At 64.1% G+C, this 26,550-nt stretch carries 24 protein-coding genes; 7 read left to right on the top strand and 17 right to left on the bottom strand.

Annotation, left to right across the window (positions count from 1 at the left end; translation table 11 throughout):
* Positions 1–4 precede the first annotated feature (4 nt).
* Genes M729_RS0134030 through M729_RS0134020 form a run of 3 tightly spaced genes read left to right on the top strand, consistent with a single transcriptional unit; the run spans position 5 to position 3,676 of the window.
* Positions 5–271 (top strand): sarcosine oxidase subunit delta, encoded by a 267-nt coding sequence (locus M729_RS0134030; RefSeq protein WP_027164241.1) that lies wholly within the window; start codon positions 5–7, stop codon positions 269–271.
* Positions 268–3,144 carry a sarcosine oxidase subunit alpha family protein gene (locus M729_RS0134025; protein ID WP_027164240.1) on the top strand — a complete coding sequence of 959 codons (2,877 nt, stop codon included), beginning with the start codon at positions 268–270 and terminating at the stop codon, positions 3,142–3,144. Before M729_RS0134030 ends, M729_RS0134025 begins: the two co-directional genes overlap by 4 nt.
* Positions 3,137–3,676 carry a hypothetical protein gene (locus tag M729_RS0134020; protein ID WP_027164239.1) on the top strand — a complete coding sequence of 180 codons (540 nt, stop codon included), beginning with the start codon at positions 3,137–3,139 and terminating at the stop codon, positions 3,674–3,676. The genes M729_RS0134025 and M729_RS0134020 overlap by 8 nt, the downstream gene beginning before the upstream one ends.
* A gap of 14 nt (positions 3,677–3,690) precedes the next feature.
* On the opposite strand, the gene M729_RS0134015 is transcribed toward M729_RS0134020, so the two are convergent.
* From M729_RS0134015 to M729_RS0133945, 15 genes are all read right to left on the bottom strand, one after another.
* Positions 3,691–4,176 (bottom strand): hypothetical protein, encoded by a 486-nt coding sequence (locus M729_RS0134015; protein WP_013528152.1) that lies wholly within the window; start codon positions 4,174–4,176, stop codon positions 3,691–3,693.
* Positions 4,177–4,294: 118 nt separating this feature from the next.
* Complete coding sequence (gene msuE / locus M729_RS0134010) at positions 4,295–4,855, bottom strand: FMN reductase (protein WP_027164238.1); 561 nt, start codon at positions 4,853–4,855, stop codon at positions 4,295–4,297.
* Between the two features lie 64 nt (positions 4,856–4,919).
* Positions 4,920–6,167 (bottom strand): SfnB family sulfur acquisition oxidoreductase, encoded by a 1,248-nt coding sequence (locus M729_RS0134005; protein ID WP_027164237.1) that lies wholly within the window; start codon positions 6,165–6,167, stop codon positions 4,920–4,922.
* A 24-nt stretch (positions 6,168–6,191) separates the two neighbouring features.
* A complete protein-coding gene (locus M729_RS0134000; RefSeq protein WP_027164236.1) occupies positions 6,192–6,998 on the bottom strand; it encodes an ABC transporter ATP-binding protein in 807 nt (268 codons plus the stop codon).
* 79 nt (positions 6,999–7,077) lie between these two features.
* Entirely contained in the window at positions 7,078–8,415 is a 1,338-nt protein-coding gene (locus M729_RS0133995; RefSeq protein ID WP_027164235.1) for an ABC transporter substrate-binding protein, read from the bottom strand.
* A gap of 64 nt (positions 8,416–8,479) precedes the next feature.
* On the bottom strand, positions 8,480–9,520 hold the full coding sequence (locus tag M729_RS0133990; protein WP_027164234.1) for a branched-chain amino acid ABC transporter permease: 1,041 nt from the start codon (positions 9,518–9,520) through the stop codon (positions 8,480–8,482).
* A 3-nt stretch (positions 9,521–9,523) separates the two neighbouring features.
* Entirely contained in the window at positions 9,524–10,423 is a 900-nt protein-coding gene (locus tag M729_RS0133985) for a branched-chain amino acid ABC transporter permease (protein ID WP_032809892.1), read from the bottom strand.
* Positions 10,420–11,355, bottom strand: coding sequence for an ABC transporter ATP-binding protein (locus M729_RS0133980; protein ID WP_024501880.1), 936 nt, complete (start codon positions 11,353–11,355; stop codon positions 10,420–10,422). Before M729_RS0133980 ends, M729_RS0133985 begins: the two co-directional genes overlap by 4 nt.
* A 112-nt stretch (positions 11,356–11,467) precedes the next feature.
* Entirely contained in the window at positions 11,468–12,568 is a 1,101-nt protein-coding gene (gene sfnG / locus M729_RS0133975; RefSeq protein ID WP_013528160.1) for a dimethylsulfone monooxygenase SfnG, read from the bottom strand.
* Between the two features lie 161 nt (positions 12,569–12,729).
* Complete coding sequence (locus tag M729_RS0133970) at positions 12,730–14,190, bottom strand: FAD/NAD(P)-binding protein (RefSeq protein ID WP_027164232.1); 1,461 nt, start codon at positions 14,188–14,190, stop codon at positions 12,730–12,732.
* Positions 14,187–15,359, bottom strand: coding sequence for an FMNH2-dependent alkanesulfonate monooxygenase (ssuD, locus tag M729_RS0133965; protein ID WP_027164231.1), 1,173 nt, complete (start codon positions 15,357–15,359; stop codon positions 14,187–14,189). The genes M729_RS0133970 and ssuD overlap by 4 nt, the downstream gene beginning before the upstream one ends.
* Before the next feature lie 241 nt (positions 15,360–15,600).
* Complete coding sequence (locus M729_RS0133960; RefSeq protein ID WP_027164230.1) at positions 15,601–16,539, bottom strand: sugar ABC transporter substrate-binding protein; 939 nt, start codon at positions 16,537–16,539, stop codon at positions 15,601–15,603.
* A gap of 14 nt (positions 16,540–16,553) precedes the next feature.
* Positions 16,554–17,549 (bottom strand): ABC transporter permease, encoded by a 996-nt coding sequence (locus tag M729_RS01000000136400; protein ID WP_013528164.1) that lies wholly within the window; start codon positions 17,547–17,549, stop codon positions 16,554–16,556.
* The gene (locus tag M729_RS0133950; protein WP_244506882.1) at positions 17,549–18,547 is read right to left on the bottom strand and encodes an ABC transporter permease; all 999 of its coding nucleotides are present in this window, start codon (positions 18,545–18,547) and stop codon (positions 17,549–17,551) included. Before M729_RS0133950 ends, M729_RS01000000136400 begins: the two co-directional genes overlap by 1 nt.
* Positions 18,544–20,046, bottom strand: coding sequence for a sugar ABC transporter ATP-binding protein (locus M729_RS0133945; RefSeq protein WP_027164229.1), 1,503 nt, complete (start codon positions 20,044–20,046; stop codon positions 18,544–18,546). The genes M729_RS0133950 and M729_RS0133945 overlap by 4 nt, the downstream gene beginning before the upstream one ends.
* 324 nt (positions 20,047–20,370) lie before the next feature.
* Between M729_RS0133945 and M729_RS0133940 the strand changes: the two genes are divergently transcribed.
* The 4 genes from M729_RS0133940 (at position 20,371) to M729_RS0133925 (ending at position 23,900) form a co-directional block, all read left to right on the top strand.
* Positions 20,371–21,045, top strand: coding sequence for a GntR family transcriptional regulator (locus tag M729_RS0133940; protein WP_027164228.1), 675 nt, complete (start codon positions 20,371–20,373; stop codon positions 21,043–21,045).
* A gap of 19 nt (positions 21,046–21,064) precedes the next feature.
* A complete protein-coding gene (locus M729_RS0133935) occupies positions 21,065–21,394 on the top strand; it encodes an L-rhamnose mutarotase (protein ID WP_027164227.1) in 330 nt (109 codons plus the stop codon).
* Positions 21,395–21,575: 181 nt separating this feature from the next.
* Positions 21,576–23,087, top strand: a complete 1,512-nt coding sequence (locus tag M729_RS0133930) for an altronate dehydratase family protein (RefSeq protein WP_027164226.1) — start codon at positions 21,576–21,578, stop codon at positions 23,085–23,087.
* 66 nt (positions 23,088–23,153) lie between these two features.
* Positions 23,154–23,900, top strand: a complete 747-nt coding sequence (locus M729_RS0133925; protein ID WP_027164225.1) for an SDR family NAD(P)-dependent oxidoreductase — start codon at positions 23,154–23,156, stop codon at positions 23,898–23,900.
* A 14-nt stretch (positions 23,901–23,914) separates the two neighbouring features.
* Here M729_RS0133925 and M729_RS0133920 read toward each other — a convergent pair whose 3' ends face one another.
* Positions 23,915–24,820, bottom strand: a complete 906-nt coding sequence (locus tag M729_RS0133920; protein ID WP_027164224.1) for a dihydrodipicolinate synthase family protein — start codon at positions 24,818–24,820, stop codon at positions 23,915–23,917.
* An 11-nt stretch (positions 24,821–24,831) separates the two neighbouring features.
* Complete coding sequence (locus M729_RS0133915) at positions 24,832–26,544, bottom strand: IlvD/Edd family dehydratase (protein ID WP_027164223.1); 1,713 nt, start codon at positions 26,542–26,544, stop codon at positions 24,832–24,834.
* Positions 26,545–26,550: the final 6 nt, after the last annotated feature.

The raw sequence follows: 26,550 nt of genomic DNA, 5'->3' as shown, positions 1-26,550 counted from the left end.
TCCTATGCAGCTCTTTCCTTGCCCATTCTGTGGTCCGCGCGACGAAACCGAATTCCACTATGGCGGCGATGCCGGCAACATCAGGCCGGATGGCGCCGACGTGCAGATCGATCGCTGGGCAAACTATCTCTATCTGCGCACCAATCCGAAAGGAGCGGCGCGCGAGATCTGGGTTCACATGAACTGCGGCGAGTTCTTCGTCATGGAGCGCGACACCGTCACCCACAAGGTGCTGTCCTCGGCCGCACTCGGCGGGGAGCACGTCGCGTGACCGCCTCACGTCTTGCCACCGGCGGCAGCGCCATCGACCGCTCGCGCCCGATCCGCTTCAGCTTCGACGGAACCATCGTGCAAGGCTTTGCCGGCGACACCATCGCCTCGGCGCTGCTGGCGGGTGACGTCGCGGTCGTCGGCCGCAGCTTCAAATACCACCGGCCGCGCGGCATATGGGGCGCCGGCGTCGAGGAGCCAAATGCGCTGGTCGATATCGGCGGCACGCGGGCAACGCCGAACACCCGCGCCACGACCGAGCCGGCGCGGGACGGACTGGTGGCGAAAAGCGTCAACGCCGCGCCCAGCGCACTGGCCGACCGCAACGCCTTCCTGGACCGTTTTGCGCGCTTCATCCCGGCCGCGTTCTACTACAAGACCTTCATGTGGCCGGACTGGCACAGGTTCGAGCCGCGCATCCGCGCCATGGCGGGGCTGGGCACAGTCGATGCTGACTGGACCTCGCCCGGCATGGCCGACCAGATCAACCATCATTGCGACGTGCTGGTGGTGGGCGCGGGGCCGGCAGGGCTGGCGGCGGCAAGACTGGCGTCCGGTGCTGGCCTGACCGTCACACTGGTCGACGACCAGCAGAGCCCCGGCGGATCGCTCGGCCATCGTGCCGCGGAGATCGACGGCAAGCCGGCGGCCGTATGGGTCAAGGAGACGATTGCCGAGCTTGCCGCTGGCGGTCACCTCATCCTGCCTTCGACCACCGCCTTCGGCATTTACGACCACAATCTGGTCGGGCTGAACCAGCGTCATCTCGACGGCCGGCCGGATACGCTGTGGCGCGTCAGGCCGCGCCAGATCGTGCTGGCGACCGGCGCCATAGAGCGACCGCTGCCTTTCGCCAACAACGATCTGCCGGGCATCATGTCGGCGGATGCGGCGTTCGCCTATCTCCGGCGCCACGCTGTGCTGGTCGGCCGCCGCATCATCGTCGCCACCAACAATGACAGCGCCTATGAGGTGGCGGGGGCGCTCGCCGAGGTCGGCGCCGAAGTCAGGCTTGTCGATATCCGGCGTGACGGCACGCCTGCGGCGGCGGCCAATGTCCGGCTGATCAAGGGGCGTTCTCTCGCATCCGCCAGCGGCAAGCTGCGCGTCGACGGGGTGACGCTCGACGACGGCACGAGGTTCGATGCCGATTGCGTTGTGGTCTCGGGCGGCTGGACGCCGACCATTCATCTCTTCGGCCAGGCCAAGGGCAAGCTCGCCTGGAGCGATGCGCGCGCGGCCTTCCTGCCGGGCGAACCGGTCGGCGGTATCGCCGTGGTCGGCGCCGCAGCCGGCGCGGTCTCCTTGTCGGAGGTGTTTGCCGGCGTGGAAAAGGCATTCGCCGGCAAGGAAAACGCGGCAACACCACGCAGCACCGGGCCGGAGGCGACGGACGGCATTCTCCCGGCCTGGCCGATGCCGGGCTCGAAAGGCCGCATCTGGATCGACTATCAGAACGACGTGACGGTGAAGGACGTCGAGCTGGCCGCACGCGAAAACTTCGTCTCGGTCGAACATCTGAAGCGCTACACCACGCTCGGCATGGCGACCGACCAGGGCAAGACCTCCAACGTGCCCGGCCTGGCGCTGATGGCAGGGATTACCGGCCGCACGGTGCCGGAGGTCGGCACCACCACCTACCGGCCGCCGTTCACGCCGGTGCCGCTGGCAAGCTTTGCCAGCGCGCGCGTCGGTGAATTGATGGCGCCGGTACGGCGGCTGCCGCTCGAAAACGTCCATCGCGCCAGCGGCGCTGTCTTCCAGGAATATGGCGGCTGGCTGCGGCCTGCCCACTATGGCGGCAACGCGGACGCGGAACGTTCGATCGCGGACGAGGCGCGACGTGCGCGCCAGTCGGTCGCGCTGTTCGATGGTTCGACGCTCGGCAAGATCGAGGTGATCGGGCCGCAGGCGGCGGCGTTCGTCGATTTCCTCTACTACAACACCATGTCAACATTGAAACCGGGCCGCTGCCGCTATGGCTTCATGCTGTCTGAGAACGGCGTGGTCTTCGACGACGGCGTGCTGGTGCGGCTGGACGAGCATCGCTTCGTCGTGTCGTGCTCGTCCTCGCATGTCGCCGCCGTCCATGCGCGGCTGGAGGAATGGCGCCAGGACCGTTTTGGCCGCGGCGCCGTTTACATCCACAACGCCACACCGGACATGGCGACACTGACCGTTTCGGGGCCAAATGCCCGCAAGCTGCTGGAAAAGCTGCATCTTGGCCTCTCGCTCGACGATGCCGACCTGCCGCATATGGCGATCGGTCATGGCACTTATGCCGGCGACGAAGTCCGCATCGCCCGCGTTAGCTTCACCGGCGACAGGAGCTACGAGATTTCGATCCGGGCCGATCACGCCGAGCCGCTATGGGCGCATCTGCGCCAGGCCGGCCAGGCGCTCGACGCCGTCGTCATCGGCCTGGAGGCGCTGATGATCCTGCGTGCCGAAAAGGGTTTTATCATCATCGGCAAGGACACCGACGGCACCACATTGCCGCATGATCTCGGCGTCCACGGTCCGCGGGCCAAACGCAAGACCGAGTTCGTCGGCCGACGCTCATTGTTCACCGATGAGGCGTCACGTGACAATCGCATGCAGCTTGTCGGGCTGGCGGTGCCGCAAGGCGAAGCACCGCTGCCGACCGGCGCGCATGGCATCAAACGGATCGACGGCAGATTGCGCAGCCAGGGCTTTGTCACCTCGAGCTACCAGAGCCCGACGCTTGGCCGCCCGGTTGCGCTTGGGTTGATAGAGCGCGGCGCGACGCGGCACGGCGAGACGATCGACATCCAGCATCTCGGCAAGATCAGCAAGGCGACGATTACCGCCCCTTGCGCCTTCGACCCGGCAGGAGACCGGCTGCATGCGTGATCTCGCGGAAAAATGGTCCGTTGCACCGGACTGGCAATCGGCGGTGATCAAGGTGCCCGGCCTTGTGGTACGCGCGGTCTGCGGCCTCAACCAATTGCTGGTCAGCGGCGACCTCGACGCGTGGGCGCGGGCTTCGAGCGCCGACGGGAACGGAGTCGGAGCCTTTGGCACCGCACAAGGTGACCGCTATGCGGCGCGGCTGGCGCGCGACCGGTTGCTCGTCGTCTCGAACAGCGTCCTCGCCATCGCGACGGGCTGGCATGCAGACGGGTTCGCGGTGACGGCGATCAGCGCCGGGTTGCAAATGTTCGAGGCCGAGGGCACGGCGCTCGACGCTTTCATCGCGCGTGGAACGACGCTCGATCCCAGCCAAGCGAGCGCCAGTGCAGCGCTGTCCTTCGCCGACATCAGCGCCGTCGTCTATCGCCATGACGCCAAGCTGCGCATCCACGTCGATCGCGGTCTTGCCGCCTATCTCTGGACATGGATGGAAATTGCCGCCGGCAACATCGCCGCAGGATCAGCGAAGTAGCCGGTTACGGCTGGTCAGAGTGTGAACGACCAGAACAGGCAGGCCAGCGTCGCGGCGGCAAAGACGACGAAGAACAGGCTGCGCAGCAGCACGTTGCGGCGCAGCTCGTTCATGACAAAGTGACAACCGACGATCGCCGCGGCAAACAGGAACCGCCAGTTCAGCAATGTCCACACGGCGCTGCCCTGCCCGAACGCCCATCTGGCGACCAGACAGCCGACGATGGTCGCAAACAGTGCGATCACGGTCCAGAAAAGGGCATCGGCGGCATGGGTCAGGACGATACCGGCCGCCCTTATCGGCAGGATCATCATCAGCATCGCGCTGAAGAAATAGACGGCGGCAATCGGGATGAACACGCCGGCGTCGGCAATGCCGTCAAGGCGCCTGACGCCGATCGCGCCATAGGGATAGCCGTGCCTGGCGACAGCCAGGCTCAACGCCATGAGCAAGGCGGTCAGCACGGCGACCAATGCGAAGGATGTGAGGGCTTTGCTCATGACGTTCCTGTCCCAGACGAATCAGACAGGAACGGTTTTAGCGGTCGGTCGTAAATTGCGCGTAAGCGGGGGCGCTGCCCTCACGGATTTCGTTCAGTTCAATCTGGCTGACGACAGGCTATTCAGCGGCGATCCGGCCTGCCGAACGATTGGCCAGCACAAAGCCGACCTCGTCGACCGCCTGCGCCGCACGCTTAAGGATCGCCTCGGAGCGCAGCACGCCGTCGGTGAAATCCTTGTCGGTGGCGTAGACGGCGGTGGGCAGCGCAAAGGCCTCGAAGAAGCCGAACAGCGGCCGCAGCTGATGCTCGACGATCAAGGCATGGCGCTCGCCACCGCCGGTCGCCGTCAGCACGATGGGCTTTCCCCGCAATGCCGCCGGATCGATCAGGTCGAAGAAATGCTTGAACAGGCCGGTATAGCTGCCCTTGTAGGTCGGCGAGCCCACGACAAGCACGTCGGCGGCGAGGATTTGTTCCAGGATCGCGTGCGCCTGGCCGTCGAGATCGCGGGCCCATTTCGCCGTTCCCAGCGACGGCCCGAGATCCTCGATATCATAGGTGCTCGCCGATAGGCCGTGGCTGGCGGCGATGTCCCTGGCGACCAGATCGACGAAGGCGCGCGTCTTTGACGGCCTGGTGATGTTGCCGGAAAAGCCGACGACTGTTGGGTTTGACATGGCAGTGGGCCTCTTGGATGGTCGAAGGTTTGACGTGGCGGGCCGCCAGCCCGCCGGTGGAAAATCAGCTCCAGGCGTGCAGCGGCGGATTTTCGCCGTTGAGGAAATATTTGCCGAGGATCGAGTATTTCCAGCGCACCGGATCGTGCAGCGTGTGCGTGCGCGCGTTGCGCCAATGCCGGTCGAGATTGTGCTCGGCCAGGGTTGAGCGGGTCCCTGCCAGTTCGAACAGCTTGTTGGTGGCGGCGATGGCGATCTCTGTCGACAAGATCTTGGCTTCAGCAGTGACGATCTGGGCGTGCGCCACCGTCTCGGCTGTCGGCTCGGCCACTGCCCGGTCGATTGCATGACCGGCCTTTTCGAGCAGCGCCTGCGCCGCGTTCAGGCGCAGCGTCAGGTCGCCGATGGCCTGAATGGTGTAGGGATCGTCCCAGGCGTTGTCGACGCCGCTGTCGATCCAGGCGCGGCTTTTGGTCCTGACGAAATCGACCGTCTCGTCGATCGCCGCCTGGGCGATGCCGGTGTCCACGGCCACCTGGATGATCTGGAAGATGGCGCCGTCGGCGGTCGGTTTGTCGTAGCCCTTGTAGCCGGGTACCAGATGCGTCTTCGGCACCTTGACGTTGTCGATGATGACGGTGCCAGACAGGGTCGTGCGCTGGCCGAAGCTCGACCAGTCGTCGATGACGGTCAGGCCGGGTGCGCCGCGGTCGGCGATCGCATACCAGGCGCGGCCCTCGTCATCGAGCGCCACGATCGGCACCAGATGGGCGAGCAGCGCGCCGGACGAATAGAATTTCCGGCCGTTGACGACCACATGATCGCCGGCATCGGTGAAGCGGGTCTCAAAATCGGCGGCGCGCTTGGAGCCGAACTCGGAAAAGGCGTTGCCGAACCGGGTGCCCTTCAGCGCTTCGGCGAACAGCAGCTTCTGCTGGTCCGCGTCGGAGACGGTGCGGATGGCAGCGACGACGCCGAGATGGTTCTGCGCAACCTGGCCGATCGAGGAATCCGCCGCCGAGATGATCTCGATCACCTTCGCCAGCGTCGCATAGGACACCTCCGGCCCACCGAATGCCTTGGGTACATTGATCGACCACAGGCCGCTTTGCGAAAAGGCATCGAGTTCGGCGACCGGCCAGATCCGTTCACGGTCGCGCCGGGAGGAGTCCTTGACGAATTCGGCGGCGAGCGCATGGGCAACCGCAATCGCCTCGGCGTCGTCCTTGATGATGTGCGCCGGGGCGGTCGGCCTTGCGACTGGCGGCACGGCGGCGGAAGCCTTGTCGGTCTTGACGGTCGAAACGGTCATTTCACTGCTCCTTGGGATTTCGATTCAGGCAACGGCGTGGAGATGGGCGGGCTTGGTGGCGGGTGACGCCTGTTGCCCGGGGTTCGATTGACCGAGATAGAAGGCCCTGATGTCCTCGCGCTGGCGAAGCTCGGGGGCCGCGCCGGCGAGAACGGAAACGCCGTTCTCCAGCACCGTGGCATGGTCGGCATATCGCAGCGCCACTGCGGAGTTCTGCTCGGCGACCAGGATGGATAGGCCAGTCTCGCGGTTGAGTTTTTTCAAGCTCTGGAAGATGTCCTGGACGATGATTGGCGCGAGCCCCATCGACGGTTCGTCCAGGACGAGCAGCCGCGGCCGCGACATCAGCGCCCTGCCGATGGCGGTCATCTGCTGTTCGCCGCCGGAGGTCAGGCCGGACAATGTCCGGCGTTTTTCCCGAAGCCTCGGGAAATAGCCGTAGATCCGTTCGAGATCCCCGTTGATCTCGGCGCGGCTGCCGCTGCGGCCGATGCCGCCGGCGATCAGATTCTCCTCGACGGTGAGGCTTTTGAAGCAGTGGCGGCCTTCCAGCACCTGAACCAGCCCGGCGCGCACCAGATCACCCGGTTTGCGGCGCGAGACATCAGAGCCCTCATAGCGGATGGTGCCGGCATTGACCTGGCCGCGTTCGGCCGGCAGCAGGTTGGAGACGGCCTTCAGCGTCGTGGTCTTGCCAGCGCCATTGGCACCGAGCAATGCCAGTATCTGGCCGCGCCTGAGCTCGAAACTGACACCATGCAGCGCCGTGATGGCGTGGTTGTAGGTGGCATGGACCGTGTCCACAGCAAGAATGACGTCATCGTTCGGCATAGGCTGTTCTTTCGCGGTTCGAAAACCGAACAGGTCGGGCGCCACGGAAACTTGGTCCGCGACGCCCGGCACTGACTGATCAGTTGGTGGTCACAGCATTGGCATCGTCGGAGGTGCGTAGCTTGATGCCCTTCTCGGCGGCGTAGGCCTCGGCGGACTTCTCGATGATTGGCCGCAGAAGCGCCCAGTCCGGCGCGATCCAGTCGGAGACGACGTTCCACTTCTTGCCGTCCCACTGCTGGAAGGTCACGTAGCCTTCGCCTTCATGATTGTCCCAGCTGACATTGATCGAGTGGAACAGGTCCTTGGCGCCGAGCGCCTCGACCTTGGCCGGATCAAGCTTGAGATGCTCGAAGCCCCAGCGGACCTCGTCGCCGGTCAGCGTGCGGTGGCCGAACTTCTCCTGCGCGACCCGGATCGCCTCGACATTGAGGATGCCGTTGACGATGCCGAGATTGTGGTAGACCGAGCCGATGCGCGCCTTGTCTTCAAGGTTACCCTTGCCGGCGCCGTAGACCGTCTTCACGATCTCCTGAACCACCGGGTAGGAGTTGCCGGAAGCCTGCGTGGTGATGGCGGTGTAACCCTTGGCGGCGTCGCCGGCAGGGATGACATCCTCTTCAGAATTCGACCAGACATTGCCGACGATGTGATCGACGGGATAGCCGACCTTGACCGCCGTCTTCAGCGCCACCGGATTCATCACACCCCAGCCGCGCAGGACGACGAAATCCGGCTTGGCGCGGCGGATGGTCAGCCACTGCGACTGCTGCTCGTTGCCGGGATGCGGCACCTCGATCTGCTGCACGGTGAAGCCGTATTTCTGCGCCAGCAGCTCATAGATCGGGATGGTCTCCTTGCCGTAGGGCGAGCCGTGATAGAGCACGACGATCTTCTTGCCCTTCAGCTTGTCGATGCCGCCTTCCTTGGAGGCGATGTAGTTCACGATGCCTGATGTCTCGCTGTAGGGATTGAGCAGCAGCGGGAAGACGTAGGGGAAGACACGCCCGTCGGTGGAATCGGTGCGGCCGTGGTTGACGGTGATCAGCGGCACCTTGTCGGCGGTGATGCGGTCGATCATGGCATAGGCGATGCCGACCGAGAGCGGGTTCCAGGCGGCGGCGCCGGCATGGCTCTTCTGCCGCTCATAGCATTCGACGCCGCGCTCGACCTCGTACTGGGTCTCGCATTCGTCCCAGGTCAGCTTGACGCCGTTGACGCCGCCGTCACGGATGTTGATGAGGTTGAGATAGTCGATGAAGCCGCCGAAGAAGCCGGTGCCGCCGGCCGCGTAAGGCCCGACGCGATAGCTCTGCAGCGGAAAATATTGTTCGTCGGCGTGCGCGGCGGGCAAGGCCACCGACACGATCATCGCCGCGGACAACGCCGCCGCCTTGATTGTGCTGAGGAAAGTCATGGTCGAGGTACTCCCGGTATGGGCCGTCTTGTTCGGCCCCTTGTTCATTTTCGGATGCATCAGCTCAAGTCGACTGCCAGGCGAACAGGAGCCGTCTTCGGACCCTGTCCCACAGCGCCACCAGCCCGTCGGGTTCAAGGATCAGAAACAGGATGATGAGCGCGCCCAGAACGATGCGCTGGCTCATGTCGAGCACGCCCGAATCGAAGAGATCGCCGAGCAGGAAGCCGCCGAGGCGCGACAGAGCGAGCGGGAAAACCACGATGAGGGCGGCGCCGAAAAACGCGCCGCGGATCGAAGCCAGCCCGCCGACGATGATGATGAACAGGATTTGGAACGACCGATCGAGATCGAAGCCGTCCGGCTCGACGGTCCTCAGATAGGCGAAGGCCCAGATGACGCCTGCGACGCCGATGATGAAGGACGAGATGGCGAAGGCCAGCAGCTTGGTCTTCAGCACCGGGATGCCGATGATGCGGGCGGCGGTTTCATTGTCGCGGATGGCGATGAAGTTGCGACCGGTCTGCGACGAGACCAGCCTATAGGCAAGGAAGGTCAGGACGGTGACGATTGTCAGCGCGAAGAGATAGCGACCGATGGCGCCGTCGAGCGCGAAACCTGAGATCGACAGTCTCGGCGCGTCGATGACGCCTGACGCCGAGTTGTTGGAGAACCAGCTGAACTTGGTCAGCGCCCATTGCACGAAGAACTGCGCGGCGAGCGTCGATACTGCGAGATAAAAACCCCTCAGCCGCAGGCTGGGCAGGCCAAAGACGATGCCGATCGCGGCGGCGACGATGCCGGCCAGGAAGATGCTGCCGATCAGCGGCAGGCCCTCGACGCGCAGGTTGAAATTATAGGCGGCGAAGGCGCCCGCCGCCATGAAGGCGGCACTGCCCAGCGAGACCTGGCCGGCATAGCCGGTGAGAATGTTCAAGCCCACGCCGGCGAGGCTGAGCGCCAGGAACGGCAGCAGGATGGCCTCGAACAGATAACTTGAGCCGATCAGCGGCACGACACCATAGGCGAAGGCGAGCAGCAGGACCGGTACGACCCATTTCGGCAGCACCGGCGCGGCGACGAAATCGCTTGTTATCGCGGTCATCGTTCAGATCCTCTCAACGAGCTTCTGGCCGAACAGGCCGGAAGGGCGGATCAGCAGGAAGACGAGCGCGACGACATAGGCAAACCAGCTCTCGATGCCGCCGCCGAAATAATCGCCGATATAGACCTCGGCGAGCTTCTCACTGGCGCCGATCAGAAGCCCGCCGACGATGGCGCCGAGGATGGAATCGAAGCCGCCGAGCACCAGCACCGGCAGCGCCTTCAGCACCACCAGCGACAGCGAGAACTGCACGCCAAGGCGTGCGCCCCAGAGCAGTCCCGCCACCAGGGCGACAAGGCCGGCGGCAGCCCACACGGTGGCCCAGATCAAGGGCAGCCTGAGGCCGACCGCGAGGGCCGCGAACTGGTCGTCGGCAACGGCGCGGAAGGAGAGGCCGATGCGGGTGTAGCGGAAGAACAGCGACAGCAGGAGGACCATGCCGGCGGCAACCACCGCGGCAAAAATGTCGAACTGGCTGATCAGCACGCCGCCGATTTCCAGCGGCACGTCCTCGATGCCGAGATCGAGGCCATGGACCTGCGTGCCCCAGATCAGCTGGGCGGCGCCCTCGATGATGTAGGACAGGCCGAGCGTCGCCATGAACAGTGTGACCGGCGGCTTGTTGGTCAGTGGCCGCAGCACCGTGCGCTCGATGGCGACACCCATCGCAACCATGATGGCGAAGGTGACCGCCAGCGCCAGCGCGAACGGAATACCGCGCTCGACGAGGCTGACGAAGGTGAGTGCCGCAAACAGCAGCATCGCGCCTTGCGCGAAATTGAGCACGCCCGAGGTCTTGTAGATGAGCACGAAGCCGATCGCGACAAGCGAATACATGACGCCTGAGAGCAGGCCGCCGACGAGCACTTCGATGAAGAATTGGTAGTCGAAATCGGCGATCATATGCCTGCCCCGTCCTCATTGTCCGAGGCGACGCCGAGATAGGCATCGATGACGCGTTGGTCGTTCCTGACTTCATCGGGCGTGGCGTCGGCGATCTTGCGGCCGTAGTCGAGAACGGCGATGCGATCGGAGAGACCCATGACGACGCCGACATCGTGCTCGATCAACACCGCGGTGGTGGCGAAACGATCGCGCGCGGCACGGACGAAAGACGCCATCTCGCTCTTTTCGCTCGCTGTCATGCCGGCCATCGGCTCGTCCAGCAAAAGCAGGCGCGGCTCGGCCACCAGCGCGCGGGCCAGTTCGACACGCTTCTGCAGGCCGTAAGGCAAGGTGCCGACAAGACGGTCGCGAATGGCGGTGAGATGGAGGAATTCAAGGATCTGTTCGGCACGGCTGCGTGAATCGCGCTGCTCGCCACGCGAGCGGCCGATGCCGAGCACCTGGCCGGCAAAGTTGGAGCGAACCTTGTAGGCAAGGCCAGAGGCGACATTGTCGAGGACGCTTAGGCCCTTGAACAGTGCGAGATTCTGGAAGGTTCTGGCGACGCCGAGATGGGCCAGCCGCTGCGTCGGGACCTGGGCATAGGAGGTACCGTCGAGCCGGACATGGCCGCGATCCGGCCGGTAGACGCCGCTGATGACGTTGATCAGCGAACTCTTGCCGGCGCCGTTCGGGCCGATGATGGCACGGATCTCGCCTTGGCGGACCGATAGGTCGATATCGGCCAGTGCCACGACGCCGCCAAAGGACAGGCTGATGCCCTGAAGCGAAAGCAATGCTGAGGCATCGCCGGCAACGGCCCCTGCCGGCTTGGCGACATCTTCGAACGACTGCTCCGGCCGTGGGCCTGACGGCAGGCCGCGCGCAAAGACCTCCGGTGCATAGGCGGAAGCCTCCATCACTCCGAGCGTATAACTGGGCAACGGCATTCCAATCGTCCTCGATTAGGCGCGCAAAATCCTGTTGCCGCCCGACGGATCAGCGCGCCGGGCAAGCTCCATGTGTGCAGGCCGGCGCGTGTCCGGCGTGCCTATGGGGTGACTATTCCGCCGCCAGCGACGCCGCCGCCTCGGCGTCTTCCAGTTCGCGAACGAGCGGGATGACATGCTTGCCGAAATACTCGACCTCTTCCTGGAAGTGCAGGAAACCGAGCAGGATGAGATCCGCACCCGCGCGCTTCAGGTCGACGACGCGTTGAGCGACCTGCCTGGGGGTGCCGATCAGGTTCGAGCGGAAGCCGTCATTGTACTGGACCAGATCGTCGAAGGATGATTTCGCCCAATTGCCCTCACCTTCCGGCGAGGCCTTGCCGGCATTCTTGACCTCATGGCCAAAAGCATTGACCGCGTCGGGATTGGCCTCGGCGATGATTTCGGCGAGCACCGCCCTGGCCTCGTCCTCGGTCTCGCGAACGACCGCGAAGGCGTTGACGCCAACTTTGACGGAATGGTTATTGGCCTTCGCCTTGACCCTGATATCATCGACCTGCTTGGCGATCTCGGCCGGCGTGTTGCCGTTGGTGAAGTACCAGTCCGAGACGCGCGATGCCATGTCGCGCGCGGCGCGCGACGAGCCGCCTTGGAAGATTTCGGGTACTTGCGGCGGTTTCGGCTTCAGCGAATACTCATTGAAGCGGTAGAAATCGCCACGGAAGGTGAAGCTGTCTTCAGTCCATATTCCGCGCAGCGCACGGATGAATTCCTCCGAGCGGCGGTAGCGCTCGTCATGGTCGAGCCAATGCTCGCCGATGGCATGGAACTCGCCGCGGAACCAGCCGGAGACAAGGTTGATCGCGACGCGGCCGTTGGTCAGGTAGCTGATGGTGGCGATCTGCTTGGCCGCCAGCGCCGGGTTCCATGGTCCTGGCAGGATCGCCGCGATGACCTTGAGCGTCGTGGTCGCCGCCAGCAGATCATGGCTGAACGCCACCGATTCATGCTGTTCGTCGGCGCCGTAGCCGGCGGTGAAACGTATCTGGCTGAGCGCGTAATCGAAGCCGGCCTTCTCGGCGATCTGCGCCAGCTTGCGATTGTACTCGGCAGAATGGTTGGTGCGCTGCTCGATGTTGGAAATCACCAGGCCGCCCGAAACATTCGGCACCCAATAGGCGAATTTGATCGGATCGGCTTCTGCATGTGCCATGAACTGTCTCCCATTCAGTCCGTGTCGTTGATCGCTCCGGTCGCGCCGGCTCCGATATTTATTATGTTTATAGAATATATATACAAAGAAGGATTTTCCGTTTTTGGGGCGCTCTTGGGACGGAAATACCAATTTTCGCTGCCGAACCCGGCCCGCAGGTGTCAGCCCACGTGTGGACGGTGCGTGGCATTGGGGCCGATGGCCTGCGCTGACGGCAGCGTTGCCAGCAGCTTGGCAATTTCAACCGCGACCGCCTGGGCATGGCGGGCGACTTCCGGCAGACCCATGAGCTCGCCGAAAGTCCCTCGTGCCAGCGGGCCGGCGACCAGGAGTGTCGCGACCGCCGCGCCGTCCCGGCCGATCGCGCGGCTGTCGAGACCTGTCTCGATGCCAAGCCCATATTGGTCCGTCCTGATCAAGCCGGCTTCCGCCAGCGAGCTTAGCGCCGGGTTCAGCTGCAGCGCCTGCCCATGGGCCGGACCGGTGGTGTTGATGACGGCAGCGAAGCGCATCGTCTCGATCCGGGTCTGCCCGCGCCGTTGAAAGCTGACAGCCAGACTGCCGTCCTCGTCGTTCGACGCGACAAGCCTGGCGGCAATGGTGTCGACTGTACCGGCGGCATGACGCCGGTCGAGCACGGCGGCGACCTGCGGCGCGATCCTGAAGCGATGCACGTCCCAGAACACGCGCAGCTGGCGCACCAGCCTTGCCCGCTCCGGCGGCGCAAGTGCGGCCCACAGCATCGGCCCCTGGAGGCGCAGCTGATCGAAGACCGACTGCCAGTTGACATTGGCGGCGCGCGCGGCCGCCAGCATCGCGCGAATGGTCTTGAGCAGGCCGAGCGCCGTCGTGGCCGGCGCGGATGCAAAGTCGCCAAAAGGCTCGCCCCTGATATCCGGGTGGCCGCGCGAGCGCAGGCCGCGGCGCGACAGCGCGAGGATACGGCCGCGATGGCCACGGCGGTCGAGTTCGGCGACCATGTCGGCCGAGGTCAACCCGGAGCCGACGATCAGCACCGACGCCTCCGGCCCGATCCCTGAAAGCGCGGCGGAAGCGTACGGATCGGCGACGAAATCTGGCGCTTCCGTCAGCGAGGCCAGCGCGTCGGGAATTCCGGGCCGCGGATGCGTCGCTGCCAGGACGAGGATATCGGCGACGACCGGTCCGGCAGAGGTGTGCACGGTCCAGCCCGCGCCACTGGCATCGCGTGTCACGCGTGTGGCGGAACCTTCGACATGATGGACAAGGCCGGAACCGAGATACGGCGCCAGATGCTCGGCGACGTAGCGGCCGAACACGCGACGGCGCGGAAAAGCGTCGCCGTTCTTCCAGATGGCATCCGGGTCGTGTTCGAGTTCTCCGCTGCCAGCCAACCAGCGTGCAAAATGCTGCGGATCATCGGGAGCCATGCTCATCCTGACTGCGGGGACATTGACCCGGTGCGACGGTTCCTCGCTGGAATAGGCCAGGCCGCCGCCGAGCGCTGGTCGCGGCTCGATGACGGAAATCGACAGGCACTCCGATTGAGGTGCCCGCGCCAGATGCCAGGCCACCGCCGCGCCGGAAAAGCCGCCGCCAAGGATGGCGACGCGCAACCGGCGGGCCGGAGGGAGCGCGTTCACGAGGCGCTGGCGAGCGATTTCGGCCGGTGGTCGCCGGCGATGGTCTCGCCGAACGGACCGGTGTTGACGGACGAGCCAGCGGCTTTGACCGGATGGTCGGTCGGCAGTTTCGGCAGCACCAGTTCGCCGAAGCGATAGGCTTCTTCCAGATGCGGATAGCCGGACAGGATAAAGGTATCGATGCCGAGGCGCCGGTACTCGTCGATACGCTCGGCGATCGTGTCGGGGTCGCCGACAAGGGCAGTACCGGCACCGCCGCGCACCAGGCCGACGCCGGCCCACAAATTGGGCGCGATCTCGAGCTTGGCACGATCGCCGCCATGCAATGCGCTCATCCGCGCCTGCCCGACCGAATCCATGCGCGCAAAGACTTTTTGGGCCGAGGCAATCGTCGCGTCGTCGAGGCGGCTGATCAGCCTGTCGGCAGCGGCCCAGGCCTCCTCGGTGGTTTCGCGGGCGATGACATGCAGCCTAATGCCGAAGGAGAGCTTGCGGCCGGCCTTCTGCGCCAGTTCACGCACGCCGTCCAGCTTGCGCCCGACATCGGCAGGCGGCTCGCCCCAGGTCAAATATTTGTCGATCTCCTGCGCCGCCACCGTCGACCCGGCATCGGACGAACCGCCGAAATACAGCGGCGGGTAAGGCGTCTGCACCGGCGGAAACAGCAGCCTTCCGTCCTCGATGTGGAAATGCTTGCCGTCATGCTCGACCGTCTCGCCGCTCAGCACCCGCTTGTATATGCGCAGGAACTCCTGCGTCACCTCATAGCGTTCGGCATGCGACAGGAAAATGCCGTCGCCCTTGTTCTCCAGCGGATCGCCGCCGGTGACGACGTTGATCAGCAGGCGGCCATTGGAGATGCGGTCCAGCGTCGCAGTCATGCGCGCGGCCAGCGTCGGCGACTGCAAACCGGGCCGCACGGCGACAAGGAAACGCAAGCGTTCGGTCATCGGCACAAGAGCCGATGCGATCACCCAGGAATCCTCGCACGAGCGGCCGGTCGGCAACAGCACGCCATAGTAGCCGAGCGTGTCGGCCGCCTTCGCCACTTGCGTCAGATAGGGCAGATCGACCGATCTGCCGCCCTCGGCCGTGCCGAGATAGCGGCTGTCGCCATGCGTCGGCAGAAACCAGAGCACCTTGATACGGTCGGGAATGTGCTTGCTCACGGCCTGTCTCCCGTCGCCTGACGGAGGCGGCCGGAGATGCCTGCTTTGGTTGACGGCGAGCGCAAAAAGGTAGGCATGGCGTGGTCCTGTCCGGGTGGAAACCAGATCGCCAGTGCAGATTGCTTATTCCACAAACTCTGTAGAGTTAGTTTATTCCAATTCCGTTGCCGCTATTAGAATTTCTCTCCCCAAGAAATCGGCGGCGAGGCCGACCCGAGTGCAGCGGGCCGGCCTTCCTGCATCAGAACGCTGGTTCGACCGCGTTGACGTTGTCCTTGGTGACGACGGTCAGCGGGATCGGCAGCCGGTCCTTGACCTCCTTGCCCTCGATGATCTCGGCCATCGTGTTGATCGCCAGGCGGCCATCCTCGACGGGCGACTGGACGATGGTCGAGTACATCTCATTGGTGCGGATCGATTCGAACGCATCCTTCTGGCCATTGATGCCGACGATCGGCGGTGCGGCCTTGGAGGGGTTCGCCTCTTTCCATGCGTCGATGAAGCCGCGGGCCATCGTGTCGTCATTGGCGTAGACACCGCTGATCTGGTCGCCGAAGCGTGTGATCAGATCGCGGCTCACCACCAGCGCCTTTTGCTGGTCGAAGTCGGCGTTGACCGTGTCGAGCACCTTGATCTCGGCATTGGTTTCCTTGAGACGGTCGGTGAAGCCGCTGACGCGGCCGATCGTGGTGCCGTTGCCGGCCTGGCCGGCGATAATGACGACGGAGCCCTTGCCGCCCAGCGCCTTGCTCAGCGAGTCCGCCGCCAGCTTGCCTTCCTCGTAGACATCAGGCCCGGTGAACGACTTGATGAACGGCTTGGCATCGTCGCTCATCGGCGAATTGATGAGGATCGCCGGAATGTTCGCCTGCTGCGCGCGCGCCAGCCCCGGTATGTATGCCTGCGGGTCGAGCGGCCACAGGATGATGCCATCGACCTTGCGCGCAACGCAGGTGTTGAGCTGCTCGGTGCCTTTCTGGACATCAAAATCCTGGCTGAGGCTCAGGATCTCGATGCCGAGTTCCGCAGCGCGCGCCTGAAGCGCCTTGTTGGCCGGCGTCGCGTAGGCATGCGAATCCGCTGCCGTCACGTAGCAGACCGTCTTGGCGCTGGCCCAGCCCGTCGATGCCAGCACAGCCGCCATGGCGGCGACGTGAAGCATGCTTTTCTTGCCAATCATGTGTTTCCTCCCAATCATGTGGTTCCTCCTTGAGTGATTGGATTGTCGCGAACGAGCGCCGGACGCGTGCCCGAAGCCCTCCCCTTGGTGGTAACGGCCCGATCGAGCACGACGAGCAGGATCAGGATAAGCCCGGACACGACCTGCTGGACGTATGCGGGAACGGACTGGAACTCCATCGCGATGGTCAGCGAGCCGATCGTCAGCACGCCGCCGAGCGTGCCGAGCGCGGATCCCTTGCCGCCTTCGAGACGAGTCCCGCCGACAACGACCGCGGCAATGACGGCGACCGTCAGTTCCGAGCCGAAGACAGGCGAGCCGGTGTTGGTGACGAGGCTCTGGAGAACCCCCGCCAGGCCGGCAAGCGTGCCGGCAAAGACAAAGCCGAGAAAGACGATACGGTCCGAGGCGATACCGCTTTCCTTGGCAGCCGCCGGGTTGGACCCCACCGCAAAGACGTTGCGCCCAGGTATGGTGCGCGTCAGCCAGAAATGCAGCAGCACGATCAGGGCGATGAACAGCACGCTGCGGAGGGTGAAGACATCGAGATAGATCTTGGCCAGCGCCAGGGAGAGCATGATGTCGGTTCCGGTCACCGGCTGGCTGTTGGTGATCCAGTGCGCGAGTGAGCGGAAGATCAGCATCGTCGCGAGCGTCAGCACGAGCGAATTCACCTTCAGGCCGACGACCAGCATGCCGTTGATGGCGCCTGCCAGGGTACCGACCAGGATGCCGACGATCGCGGCAGGCAGGATGCCGATCTCTCGCTGCAGGATGACCGATACGATGCCGGCCAGGGCAAACACGGCGCCACCGGAGAGGTCGATCTGGCCCGATATCAAAAGCACCGTCAGGCCGACCGCGATCAGGCCGATCGTCGCCGCCCGGTCGAGACCGAGGCCGAGCGTCGATGCCGAGAGGTAGCCGGGGACCAACAGCGCGGAAATGACGAGCGTCAGGCCGAGAATGATGACGACGCGATGCTGCGAGACAAGCGAAAGAAAACGCATCACGCCACGCCCCGCTTGCGCAGCGCCGCATCCATGCCGACGGCACCGACGATCAGGATGCCGAGCACGAAACCCTGGATTGGCGTGCGCACACCGTCGAGCACCATGACGTTGGTCAGCAGTTGCACGAAGATGAGGCCGGCAATGGCCCGCGGCACCGATCCGAAGCCGCCGACGATCGACACGCCGCCGACCACCACCGCCGTGATGGCGCTGAATTCGTAGCCGCCGCCGATGAGCGGCCGCGCGCTCTGCAGCGTCAGTCCGAGCAGGCCGCCGCTGATGCCGGAAGCCAGTGCGGTGATCACGAAGGCGCCAGCCTTCACGGCCCGCACCGGAACCGCACTAGCCTCGGCGGCGCTGTAATTGCCGCCGGTGGCGAGCGTCCATCTACCCCAGAAGGAGCGGGACAGGACGAAATGGCCGACAAGGGCGATGACCAGGAAGATCAACACCACGACCGGAATGCCGAACAGCCGGCCCTTGGCGAATTCGGCTGAGGCGGGATTGCTGCCATAGACGATGACCCCGCCGACAGCCGCCTGGACGATGCCCAGTCCGATCGTGCCAACGCCGAGCGTGGCAATGATGGGATTGATGCCGACATATCCGACCAGGCCCCCGTTGAGCAGGCCTATGAGGCCCGCGAGACCCACCGCCAGCAGGAACGCCGGCAGCGGCCCGATCATCGGCTGCAGCCCGAGCGACAGGATGGCGCCGCAGGCGATGGTGGCCGGTACCGACAGGTCGGCCAGGCCGCCGACCACGAGCACGAAGGTCATGCCGACGACGACGATGCCGACGATGGACATCGAAGTCAGGACGTTGAGCAAATTGCCTGACGTGAAGAAGGCGGGGCTGACGAGGGAGCCGTAGAGCATCACGGCGACGATGGCGAAGGCGAGCCCCGCCTTCGACAGGACATCGACAAGCCTGCTGCCACGCGTAAAGCGGTCGTTGCGGTTCACGCCACCGATCTCCATGGCCGCTTCGCTCAAGCCATCTCCTCCCCGGTGGCCAGCGCCATGATGCGCTCCTCGCTCAATTCGCTGCGCAAGAGAGGCTCGGAGGCATAGCCATCGCGCATCACCACCACGCGGTCGCAGACTCCGAGGATTTCGGGCAGTTCCGACGAGATCATCACGACCGCCATGCCGCCGGCGACGAGTTGGCCGATGATGTGGTGGATCTCGGCCTTGGCGCCGACGTCGACGCCCCGCGTCGGCTCGTCGAGGATCAAGGCCGAAGGTTTGGCGGCAAGCCATTTGGCGATGACCGCCTTCTGCTGGTTGCCGCCCGACAGAAGGCTGATGCGCCGTTCGCCGTCGGGCGGTGAAATCGAAAACTGCTTGACCGAATCCCGGGCAAGCGCGCGATCGGCGCTGCGGCTGATGCGCCCGAAACGGGTCAGGCGGCGCAGGATGGGCAGGCTGATGTTTTCCCGGACCGACATTCCAGGCACGACGCCATCGCCCTTGCGATCTTCCGGAACATAGGCAATGCCTGCCCTGACCGCCTGGGATGGCGAGTTGATCGAGACCTCGCGTCCGTTGACGCTGACCGTGCCCTCGACAAGCCGCGACAGGCCGAAGATTGCGCGGGCAACCTCGGTGCGGCCAGCGCCCACCAAGCCGGTCAAGCCCAGTATCTCGCCGGCGCGCACTTCGAAGCTGACATCGCGGAAGCGCTGTCCGTCGCTGATATGCTCCACGCGCAACACGGACTTGCCGATCGCGGCCGGACTTTTCGGGAAGACATTGCTAACTTCGCGACCGACCATCAGCCTGATCATATCGGCAGCCTTTATGCCCTTGATCGGACGCGTCTCGATCATTGAGCCATCGCGCAGCACCGTCACCTCATCGGCGATTTCGAGCACCTCCTTCAGCCGATGGCTGATGTAGACGATGGCGATGCCGTCATCGCGCATCTTGCGCAGGATCCGGAACAGCGCCGCCGTCTCATGCTCGCTGAGGCTGGATGTCGGCTCGTCCAGCACGATGATCCTCGGCTGCGCCGCATAGGCCTTGGCGATCTCGACGAGCTGCTGCTGGCTGATAGAAAGGTTGCCGAGCCGTTCACGCGGATTAATGGCCGCTCCGAGCTCGTCGAGGACGGCAGCCGCCGCCCTGACCATCTCGCGCTTGCACAGAAAGGTCCATTTGCCGGGCATGCGGCCGAGATAGACGTTCTCGGCGACGGTCAGGTCGGGGACCAGATTGATTTCCTGGTGCACCATGCGGATGCCGAGCGCCTGGGCGTCGGCGGGCCGGCGCATGCGCACCTCGGCGTCACCGACTTTGATCGTGCCGCTGGTGGGCGCGTAGGATCCGTTGAGGATCTTCATGAGCGTCGATTTGCCGGCGCCGTTCTCACCCACGACCGCATGAACGGTGCCGAATTTCACGGCAAAATTGACGTTGGACAGAGCCTTCACGCCTGGAAAGTTCTTGCTGATGCCTCGCATATCCAAGGCGCAATCGGCGGCGACGGTCATATCTGGCTAGGTTCCTCCTGGCGGCCGGCCGGTGCGCTACATCGGCCTTAGATATGTTAGTATAATAGCGGTGCAAACGCAGTTCGGGCTTCTTCGAACAAGCTTGAATGGCCTGCGCTGTTGAAGATCCAGGCCTCAGTCCCGGACTGAATTTTCCATCGTTCATCCTCACTATTGCACTAATATAACAGTTCTGGCAAGCTGGATTCCGGCGGGTCGTCATGACGTCGTGCGTCACCGACCCCCACGCTTGTATTGGATGCGTTCCAATTGACATTCTAGTACTATCTGGCCATTTCTGGTGAACGAAGACACGGATTTGCAATGGACCTGGATCCTTCGACGCTCAATCGGGCTCTTCCGCTCCGCGATCAGATCTACCACAAGATCCGCAACCTGATCGTCGTCGGGCAGCTGAAGCCGGGAGAGGTCATCAACGAGGTCGCCATCGCGGAGGCCCTGGGGGTGTCTCGCACCCCCGTTCGCGAAGCGGTCAAGCGCATCAGCGACGAGGGCCTGGTCAAGATCCTGGCGCAGACCGGCACCTATGTTGCTCCGATCAGCCGGGCCGACCTGGAAGAAGCCTATGTCATCCGGCGGGCACTGGAGATGGAAAGCGCCCGACGCGCGGCCGCCAAGTTCACGGCGGCAGCCAGCGAATTGCTGGAAGACAACATGGCGGCGCACCGGCTTGCCATATCTCGCGGCAGATATGCCACCGCGATACAACTCGACGATGTCTTCCACCGCACCATAGCCGAGATCTGCGGCCTGCCGATGATCTGGAGAGCCGTCGACATCTCGAAGGCACAGACGGATCGCGGGCGCTATCTCGCTATCCCAAGACCGGGTTATGGCGAACAGACGATCGAGCAGCACGAGGCCATTTTCGACGCGCTGAAGCGCCACGACGCCGAGGGTGCGGCACGGGCCATGGAACATCATCTCGAGACGTCGTTCCGCAACACGCTCGAAGTCGCCGCCGACCTTCTCGGCTGAAGCCCCGCGAGCAACCAGCATGCAAAGAATGGGACTTTGTATCGGCGTGAAAGCCGAGGCGATCGCGGACTATAAGCGCGTCCACGCCGCCGTCTGGCCCGAAGTGCTCGACGTCATCAGCCGCGCCAACATCCGCAACTATTCGATCTTCCTGCGCGAACCGGAGAACCTTCTGTTCGCCTGCTGGGAGTATCACGGCAGCGACTTCGCCAAGGATGCAGCGCGGATGAGCGAGTCGCCGGCCATGCGCAAATGGTGGGAACGGTGCGACCCCATGCAGACGCCGCTGCCGACGCGCGCCGACGGCGAATGGTGGGCGGCCATGGAAGAGGTCTTCCATCTCGATTGACCAGAACGTTGTCGGGCAGTCGCTTTCTCTCCCGGATATGCCCCAACGACGTGGCGACCGGTCCGTCTTTCACGACGACCTCATCCAGTCTCCGGCCTTGACCTCTGACATTCTATTATATTAGTATTCATTTCTTGTCTCTCGACCTCCTGTCGCGGAGAACTTTTTCAGAGTTTGGGTCATGGCGCGGTTCATCAAGCTTTCGGGGACCGACAACATTCTTCTGGCGGTCGATCCGTTGAAGATCGGCGAAAAAGCCGGTGACGTGGCTGCCAGGGCACGCATACCGCGCGGGCACAAAATGGCCTTGCGCGACATCGGCTCGGACGAGCCGATCGTGAAATACGGCCAGACCATCGGTTTTGCGCGGGAACCAATCGTCGCCGGCGACTGGGTTCACGAGCACAATGTGTATCTGCGAAATTTCGAACGCGACTACGTCTTCGGCACGAATACCAGGCAAACCGAGATCGTTGCCGAGGCCGAGCGCGCTACTTTCATGGGTTACCGCCGACCGAGCGGCAAGGTGGGCACGCGCAACTTCATTGCCGTCCTGACCTCGGTGAACTGCTCTGCCAGCGTCGCCCGGTTCATCACCGACGAGGTCAACCGGTCTGGCATCCTGCGCGACTATCCCAATGTCGACGGTATCATCGCACTCGTCCACGGCACTGGCTGCGGCATCGACACCAAGGGGCCCGCTTACGACCTGTTGAAAAGGACGCAATGGGGCTTTGCCACGAACCCCAATGTCGGCGGCGTGCTGATGGTCGGACTCGGCTGCGAAGCGTTCCAGATCCCGCGCTGGATGCAATCGTACAACATCGAGGAGAGCACGATTTTCCGCACGATGACCATCCAGGAAACCGGCGGTACGCGAAAGACGGTCGAGGCTGGCTTGAAGGCGATCGTCGACATGCTGCCTACGGTGAACGCCGCCGAAAGGACGCCGCGACCAGCCTCCGAACTGGTGCTTGCGCTGCAATGCGGCGGATCGGACGGTTACTCCGGCATCAGCGCCAATCCGGCACTAGGTGCTGCGGTAGACCTGCTTGTCGGGCAAGGCGGTACGGCGGTGCTCTCGGAGACGCCCGAGATCTATGGCGCCGAACATCTCCTCGCCTTGCGCGCCGAGAGCCGCGCGGTGGGCGAAAAGCTGATCGAGCGCATCCGCTGGTGGGAGGATTATACCGCCAGGCACGACATGGAGATGAACAACAACCCTTCGCCCGGCAACAAGCTGGGTGGATTGACGACCATCCTGGAGAAATCGCTCGGCGCTTCCGCCAAGGGCGGCACCACCAATCTGCGCGCGGTGCTGGAATATGCCGAGCCGATCAACGAGCGCGGCCTCATCTTCATGGATACGCCTGGCTACGATCCGGTCTCGGCCACCGGGCAGGTCGCCGGCGGCGCCAACATATTGTGCTTCACCACCGGCCGCGGTTCGGCCTTTGGCTGCAAGCCGACGCCCTCGATCAAGCTTGCCTCCAACAGCTTCATCTTCGAGCAGATGCGCGAGGACATGGATATCAATTGCGGAGACATACTGGACGGCGTCTCGCTGGCCGAGAAGGGCGAGGAGATCTTTGCCGAGATCCTGCGCGTCGCTTCCGGCGGGCGCACCAGGTCGGAAGCGCTCGGCTATGGCGACAACGAGTTCGTGCCATGGAGCCTTGGCGCGACCATGTAGCGATCGCCCGCCTGCACAGGCCGGCCTTTATCCCGGAAGTAGCTCAAACGGAAAGAACCGCTCGACATGAACAGGATCGATCTTGACGGCCAGCACGCTGTGGTCACCGGTGGCGCCCAAGGCCTCGGCTTTGCGATGGCCAGGCGTTTCGTCGCCTCCGGCGCGACGGTCACCTTGTGGGATCTCGATGAGGCCCGCCTCGAAACCGCCAAGAAGGAACTCGGCGACGCTGCCACGACAGATATCGTGGACGTCGCCGATTGGACGTCGGTGGACGCGGCGCGCGCCAGGACCGAAGATCTGGCCGGCAAGATTTCCATTCTGGTCAATTCCGCCGGAATTGCCGGCCCTGCCGCCCCGCTCGACGTCTACGACATCGAGACGTGGAAGAAGGTCATCGACGTCAACGTAAACGGTACGTTCTACGTCAATCGCGCCGTGGTTCCCGGAATGAAGGAGCGCAATTACGGACGGATCGTCAACATCGCTTCGGTCGCCGGCAAAGAGGGCAACCCCAACGCCTCCGCCTATTCAGCCTCGAAGGCGGCGGTCATCGGCTTGACCAAGTCGCTCGGCAAGGAACTGGCGCAGTACGACATCGCCGTGAACTGCATCTCGCCGGCCACGGCACAGACGCGCATCCTCGAACAGCTGACGCCGGAGCACATCGAATATATGCGCTCGCGCATTCCGCGCGGCCGCCTGCTGGAGGTCGACGAAGCCGCGGCGATGGTCGCCTGGCTCGTCTCCAAGGAGAACAGTTTCACGACCGCCTCCACGTTCGACCTGTCGGGTGGGCGGACGACCTATTGAAGGGCAGTTGCCGTTCAGCCAGGTAACCGACCGAGGCCAGCCGCAAAGCGCGCCACCATCGCCACGCCGGTCTCGTTGGGCCGCATCGCCGGAGCCCGGTCGTGTATCGGGATGCCGGCACGGGCGCCGAACAACCGCTTGCCGTAGCAGATCAGGTTCTCGATGCCCTGCATGACGAAGACCGCTGCCGGCAGCATTCTTGCATACTCGGCCTCGGCCGTCGCTTCGTCACCGATCCGAAACGCATTGTAGGCGCGCACGGCGAGGTCGATGCCATCAGGCGCCAGGATCATGCCGCGGCAACCGATGCGGAAATTGTCGATCAGTTCCAGGCCGCCGCGTCCGTTGAAAACGGGTATCCGGCCTTCGGTGCGTTCGATCAATCCGGCAATGTCGGTGACCGGGCCTTCGCCCTTGATCAGCCTTATGTTGGGATGCAGCGTGACGAGTTCGCGGATCTCGTCCGATGACAGGCCGCGCCCGAAAAACGCCGGCGCGTTCTGGATCGCCACCGGCAGGTCGGTTGCCTCGGCGACGCGGCCGAAGAACCTGGTGTATTCCAGCGCACCATAGGATCCGACCGGCGGCGGCTGCAGGATCACCCAATCCGCTCCCACGCTTTCAGCATGGCGAAGCTGTGCCACCTGCTCAGCCACCGAAGCGCCGAAGATGGTGAAGGCAAGCGGCACTTTTCCAGCCGTATCTTCCGCCGTCCAGTCCATGATCGTCCGGCGCTCGGCCTCGGTCAGCTTGGCGACTTCCGTCGCCAGGCCGAGCGCCGCCATGCCGTGCACGCCCGTCGCCAGGCAGATCTCGACCTGCCGACGCATCGCCGCGCGGTCCAGTTGTTCGTTCGCGTCAAAGAGCGCGTAGAGAATGGCGTGAATGCCGTGGAAATCGTCAGGCCGGAAATTGGGCATGCTGGTCGGCCTCAATGGCTTTCGCGTGGAATGGCGTGGCCACGGCATCCGACGAGAAAGTCGAGATCGGCGCCGCGGTCCGCCTGCAGGACACGGTCGACGTAGAGGCCCTGATAGCCGCCGCGCATCGCCGGGACGGGCGGTAGCCAGGATTCACGACGCCGCGCCAACTCCTGTGCCGACACGTCGAGATGCAGCTTCCTTGCTTCGACGTCGAGCTCGATGAAGTCGCCGCTCCTGACCAGCGCCAGCGGGCCACCGATGGCGGCTTCGGGTGCGGCATGCAGCACGACGGTGCCGAAGGCGGTGCCGGACATGCGGGCATCGGAGATGCGGATCATGTCGCGGACACCCTGCTTCAGCAGCTTCCGGGGCAGCGCCATGTTGCCGACCTCGGCCATCCCCGGATAGCCCTTGGGGCCGCAATTCTTCAGCACCATGATCGACGCTTCGTCGACGTCGAGCGCGGGATCGTCGACGCGCGCCTTGTAGTCGTCGATGTCCTCGAAGACGACGGCGCGGCCGCGATGCTTCATCAGGGCCGGTGACGCGGCTGACGGCTTGATGATGGCGCCGTCGGGCGCCAGATTGCCACGCAGCACCGCGATACCGCCATTGGGAGTAAGCGCCTTGTCGCGCGGGCGGATCACCTCGGGATTGTAGTTTTCAGCGTCACGGATGTTGTCGCGCACGGTCTTGCCGGTGACGGTCAGCACGTCGAGATCGAGCAGATCGCCGATCTCCTTCATGACCGCCGGAATGCCGCCTGCGTAGCAGAAGTCCTCCATCAGGAAGCGGCCTGACGGCATCAGGTCGAGGATGGTCGGTACATCGCGGCCATACCGATCCCAATCGTCCAGTGTCAGTTCGGTGCCGACGCGGCCGGCAATCGCCAGCAGATGCACGACCGCATTGGTCGAGCCGCCGATGGCACCATTGACACGGATGGCGTTGGCGAAAGCTTCTTTCTTGAGGATGGCGGACGGGCGGAGATTCTCATTGACCATCTCGACGATGCGCCGCCCCGTCATGCGGGCGATGCGACTGCGGCGCGCGTCGACCGCCGGATAGGCAGCGTTGCCCGGCAGCGCCAGGCCGAGCGCTTCGACCATCGAGGCCATGGTCGAGGCCGTGCCCATGGTCATGCAATGACCCGGCGAGCGTGACATGGCACTCTCGGCATTAGCGAAATCCTGCTCGCTCATCACGCCGGCGCGGACATCCTCGGAGAATTTCCAGACATCGGTGCCGGAACCTATCTCGCGGCCCTGGAAACGGCCATTGAGCATCGGCCCGCCGGAAATGACGATCGACGGCAGGTCGCAGGAGGCCGTGCCCATGACCAGCGACGGGGTGGTCTTGTCGCAGCCTGCCATCAGCACGACACCGTCCATCGGATTGCCGCGGATCGCTTCCTCGACATCCATCGAGGCGAGATTGCGGAACAGCATCGCCGTCGGGCGCAGATTGGATTCGCCGCAGGAGAAGACCGGGAATTCCAGCGGCAGGCCGCCGGCTTCCAGCACGCCCGCCTTGATGTGCTCGATCAGGCCACGGAAATGCACGTGGCAAGGCGTGAATTCGGAGAAGGTGTTGCAGATGCCGATCACCGGGCGGCCGTCGAAGGCATCGTCGGGCAGGCCGTTGTTCTTCATCCAGCTGCGGTGAATGAAGGCGTCCTTGCCCTGCCCGCCGAACCAGTGCTGCGATCGTCTCTTGGTCATGATTTC

This window comes from Mesorhizobium sp. WSM1293 (genome assembly GCF_000513875.1).
Taxonomy (GTDB): Bacteria; Pseudomonadota; Alphaproteobacteria; order Rhizobiales; family Rhizobiaceae; genus Mesorhizobium; species Mesorhizobium ciceri.
This window is presented reverse-complemented; position numbering and strand designations above follow the sequence as displayed.